Origin of the sequence: Dietzia sp. B44, from assembly GCF_014145245.1 — a bacterium.
In the GTDB taxonomy this organism is placed as follows: domain Bacteria; phylum Actinomycetota; class Actinomycetes; order Mycobacteriales; family Mycobacteriaceae; genus Dietzia; species Dietzia natronolimnaea.
In genome coordinates this window covers 1-4383 of the sequence record NZ_JAALEF010000198.1, presented here as the reverse complement: position 1 = coordinate 4383, position 4383 = coordinate 1, and the positions used below count along the sequence as shown (strand labels likewise).

Genomic DNA, 4383 nt, shown 5'->3' with positions numbered 1-4383 from the left:
TCGCCGCGGCGGCCGCCTCGCCGCTCGCCGCGTTGCTGGCGCCGCCCGCGGAGGACGCCCCGTACGGGTCGGTGGTGGCGCAGTCGCCGGCGGCGGGGGCGCTGTTCTTCGACCGCATGATCTACGGGACGTCGGGGCCGTCGTGGGACTGGTTCCCGCCCGGGGCCGGATGGCTGGTCTTCGGCGCGATGATCGCTGCCTTCACCGTCGCGGTGTTGGCCCATTTCAGCCACTCGCCGGAGTTGCGTGACGGGGTCGACGGAGTGCGGCCGGAGTCGGCTGCGCCGGACTGGCTCGCCTGAGCTCTACAGGCGGTTCTCGGCGACGGCGTCGACAGGCGGCCGGAGGGTCGCGAACTGGTCGGTTATCCGCAATCTGCGCTCGGAGAAGCGGTAGAGCGCGGCGGGCCGACCCCCCGAGGGCCCCGGTGGCGCGCTGCGCCCGCACCGCACGAGCTCGCCCCGCCTGGTGAGGACCCTCTGCAGGTTGGTCGGATCCACAGGGTGGCCCAGGGCGGCGCCGTAGAGCTGCGCGAGATACGACAGCGTGAACTCCACGGGCGCCAGGGCGAACCCCAGGGTCGAGTAGGAGAGCTTGGCCGCGAGGCGGGCGCGGGCGCGGGCGACGATCTCCGCGTGGTCGTAGACGGTGTCGGGCAGCTGGTCGACCCGGAACCAGGCCGTGTCGTCGGGGATGGCCGGGTCGGCGTCGCTGGGGAGGACGCCGAGGAACCCGGAGGCGAACACGCGTCGGCCGGGTATGCGCCCCGGGTCGGAGAACTCCGCCACGGATTCCAGGTGGCTGAGCGATTGCACGTCGACCTTCTCGGCGAGCTGCCGGGTGGCGGAGGCGGGCAGGTCCTCGTCGTCCCGGACCTCACCGCCGGGCAGCGCCCACCGGCCGGCGGCGGGCCCGAGGGAGTGCCGCCAGAGCATCACGTGGAGCGTGGGCGCGGTGGCACCGGGCGCCGGTCGCACCTGGGTCACCACGACGAGCACTTCGTGACCGGTGTTACACTGCATCATGTTTTCGATTGTAAGTCGAAAACAGGGCCGGTGGCGTATCGGCCCACAGAACCGACCCGGGAGGGGGCAGCGATGAGCACTGCCACAGGACACGGCACCACGGTCGCGCCACGGCCCGACACCACCGTCGGACGGCTCGACTCGCCGCTCGCCACGAGGATCCGCCACGACGGCGCGGTGTACACGGGCGTCGAACCCGACGCGGAGTGGGCCGCCGAGATCCGCCGCCTCGCCGGCGAGCGTGACGCGGTGATCCTCGCCCACAACTACGAGGTCCCCGCCATCCAGGACATCGCCCACCACGTGGGGGACTCCCTGGCCCTGTCGCGCATCGCCGCGGAGGCCGAGCAGTCGACCATCATCTTCTGCGGCGTCCACTTCATGGCGGAGACCGCCAAGATCCTCTCGCCGGACAAGACCGTCCTCATCCCCGACGAGGCGGCGGGCTGTTCGCTGGCCGACTCCATCACCGCCGAGCAGTTGGCGGAGTGGAAGTCCGAGCACCCCGATGCCGTGGTGGTCTCCTACGTCAACACCACCGCCGCGGTGAAGGCCCTCACGGACATCTGCTGCACCAGCTCCAACGCGGTCGAGGTGGTCGAGTCGATCGACCCGGACCGCGAGGTGCTGTTCCTTCCCGACCAGTTCCTCGGCGCGCACGTCCGGCGCAAGACCGGCCGCGACAACGTGCTCGTGTGGGCGGGCGAGTGCCACGTCCACGCCGCGATCAACGGTGACCAGCTCACCGCCAAGTCGCAGGCCCACCCGGGCGCCGAGCTGTTCGTCCACCCCGAGTGCGGCTGCGCCACGAGCGCGCTGCACCTCGCCACCGAGGGTGCCGTGCCGGCTGATCAGGTCAAGATCCTGTCCACCGGCGGGATGGTCGACGCCGCCCGCTCCTCGGGTGCCCGCGAGGTCCTGGTGGCCACCGAGATCGGGATGATCCACCAGCTGCGCAAGGCGGCTCCGGAGATCGACTTCCTCCCGGTCAACGACCAGGCCAGCTGCCCCTACATGAAGATGATCACCCCGGCCGCGCTGCTGCGCGCGCTCGTCGAGGGCGCCGACGAAGTGCACGTCGATCCCGCCACGGCCGAGGCCGCGCGCGGGTCCGTCGAGCGGATGATCGCCATCGGCAACCCGGGATCCGGGGAGTGACCGGCGCGGGCGTGGGTTCGCCGGTATCCGGGGGAGACGACGACGAGCTCTTCGACCCCGACACCCGTGCCGACGCCCTGATCGCGATCAGGCGCGCCCTCGAGGAGGACCTGCGTTACGGCCCGGACGCCACCTCGCTGGCCACCGTGCCCGCGGACTCCCGTGCCACCGCACGACTCGCGACCCGATCCGACGGGGTGGTGGCCGGGTTGCCGCTGATCGGGATGGTCCTGACCGAGGTGCTCGGCGACGACTACTCGGTCACGCTCAGCGCGGGGGACGGTGACCGCGTCTCGGCCGGCGACGTGGTGGCCGAGATCACCGCACCGACGCGCGGGCTGCTCACCGCCGAGCGGACACTGCTCAACCTCGTGTGCCATCTCTCGGGGGTGGCCACCGCGACCCGGGCATGGGCCGACGAGCTCAGTGGCACCGGCTGCGCCGTGCGCGACACCCGCAAGACCATGCCCGGCATGCGCCTGCTGCAGAAGTACGCCGTCCGCTGCGGCGGCGGGGTCAACCACCGACTCGGCCTCGGGGATGCCGTCCTGGTCAAGGACAACCACGTGGTGGCCGCCGGTGGGGTGGTTCCGGCGCTGGCCGCCGTGCGCGAGCGGTTCCCGGACCTGCCCTGCGAGGTCGAGGTGGACTCCCTGGAGCAGCTCGACCAGATGCTCGACGCAGGCGTGGACCTGGTCCTGCTGGACAACTTCCCCGTCTGGCAGACGCAGATGGCCGTGCAGCGTCGGAACGCGATCTCACCCCGTACCCGGTTGGAGTCCAGTGGCGGCCTCGGTCTGGACGTCGCCGCCGACTACGCGCGCTGTGGTGTCGACTTCCTCGCCGTCGGCGGGCTCACCCACTCGGTCGCGGTCCTCGACCTCGGCCTGGATATGTGAGGTCCACCGCACCCGGCCGTTCGGGTGAGGTGTGGGTCGCCGGAACCCGCGTAAAGTTTGATGACATGACGGGCTTCTGGGACACGAGCGAGAAGAGCACTCCGGCGGAACGCCGACAGCAGCGGATGGCGGAGGCGCGCCGACGCGTGGAGTCCGGGGAGAACACCTCACCGCCGCCTCCACGGCCCGCCCCCGGCAAGCCCGCCCGGAGTCGCTCGGCGCGCTCGCCCAGGGCGGCCACCGTGGACCCGCTCTCCGTCACCGGGGCGCAGTTCGCCGTCTGGCGTAGCGTCCAGCACTTCTGCGCCACCGACTCGCTCCCGGACGCCCGCGGGGCCGATCTGGACCTGCTGGTCGCCTGGTCGGACTCCATCCAGCCGTTCCGCCTGCGCCAGCGGATAGTGGCACGCCTGGACTCCCAGGGCGCGTGGCTGCCGGTCTGCTACGCCAAGGACGGCGCCCGCGAGGCGATCACCCAGGCGCAGGCCGACCGTTACCGCGAGGCCAGGCTCGGCGAGTCCACACTCTCCGGTGGCGCGCAGAAGTCCCTCCGGGAGACCGACCACCCGGAGACCACGACCTCGCTCTGAGCAGGGCCCTCAGCGAGCGGCCAGTGCGAACCGCCGGCCCCGCGGTCGCGGGCCGGTGCTGAGGACCAACTCGTCGGCACCGGACTCACGGCCGGCCGGGCCCGTGGTCTCCTTGACGGCGGTGACCTCGTCGTCGTCGTGGAGGTCGTCGTCGGCGGTGCCGTCCCCGGTCCGGTCGTCGGTCAGGTCGACCGCCTCGGCGTCGCCGGGATGCTCGTCCACCGCGACGATCGCCCCCTCCCGCTCGAGATCGATGATCGCGGTGCGGGCCGCCCGGGCGTACCGCAGGTGTCGCATCGCGGGGGTGTCCGTATCGGGGTCGGAGGGGTCCACGTCGCCCAGTCTCAGCGGCTCGCCCGAAGGGGCCTCGTAGGCCTCGCAGACCGATTCGACGATCTCGTCCACCCCCAGACTGTCCCACTCCCCGAGCTTGTCCACGACGATCATGCGGGCGCGTTCCAGCGCGTCGGGCCCGGGGTCGGTGGCGGCGTCGATGGCGGAACGGATCTTCTCGGAACGGATCTTGTCAGTCGAACTCATGACCCGAGCCTGCCAGTCCCGGCGCCGGGATGCAGCCGGTCGCGCGGGCGCGCCCGGTGTGCGCCCGGTGTGCTCTGACGGACGCGCCGCTAGGACGAGAGCTCGGCCATGACTCGGGGGACCTCCGACAGCAGCTCCCGGGCGAGGAAGCCGGTGGGCCCGACCCGCACC

Annotated in this window: 5 protein-coding genes and 1 pseudogene; 4 read left to right on the top strand and 2 right to left on the bottom strand. The window is 72.1% G+C overall.

What is annotated here, in order from left to right:
• Positions 1-302 (top strand): annotated as a pseudogene (locus G6017_RS07370) (hypothetical protein); the annotation flags it as partial.
• A gap of 3 nt (positions 303-305) precedes the next feature.
• On the opposite strand, the gene G6017_RS07365 reads toward G6017_RS07370, so the two are convergent.
• Positions 306-1025: an NUDIX hydrolase gene (locus G6017_RS07365; protein WP_179525094.1), complete on the bottom strand. Its 720-nt coding sequence runs from the start codon at positions 1023-1025 to the stop codon at positions 306-308.
• A 72-nt stretch (positions 1026-1097) separates the two neighbouring features.
• Here G6017_RS07365 and nadA point away from each other — a divergent pair, with 72 nt between their 5' ends.
• The 3 genes from nadA (at position 1098) to G6017_RS07350 (ending at position 3672) form a co-directional block, all read left to right on the top strand.
• Complete coding sequence (gene nadA, locus G6017_RS07360) at positions 1098-2183, top strand: quinolinate synthase NadA (RefSeq protein WP_187700272.1); 1086 nt, start codon at positions 1098-1100, stop codon at positions 2181-2183.
• An 11-nt stretch (positions 2184-2194) separates the two neighbouring features.
• Positions 2195-3082, top strand: a complete 888-nt coding sequence (gene nadC / locus G6017_RS07355) for a carboxylating nicotinate-nucleotide diphosphorylase (RefSeq protein ID WP_428202182.1) — start codon at positions 2195-2197, stop codon at positions 3080-3082.
• A 65-nt stretch (positions 3083-3147) separates the two neighbouring features.
• On the top strand, positions 3148-3672 hold the full coding sequence (locus G6017_RS07350) for a hypothetical protein (protein ID WP_182616728.1): 525 nt from the start codon (positions 3148-3150) through the stop codon (positions 3670-3672).
• 9 nt (positions 3673-3681) lie between these two features.
• Here the strand turns inward: G6017_RS07350 and G6017_RS07345 are convergent, their stop codons facing one another.
• A complete protein-coding gene (locus tag G6017_RS07345) occupies positions 3682-4212 on the bottom strand; it encodes a hypothetical protein (RefSeq protein WP_182616726.1) in 531 nt (176 codons plus the stop codon).
• Positions 4213-4383: the final 171 nt, after the last annotated feature.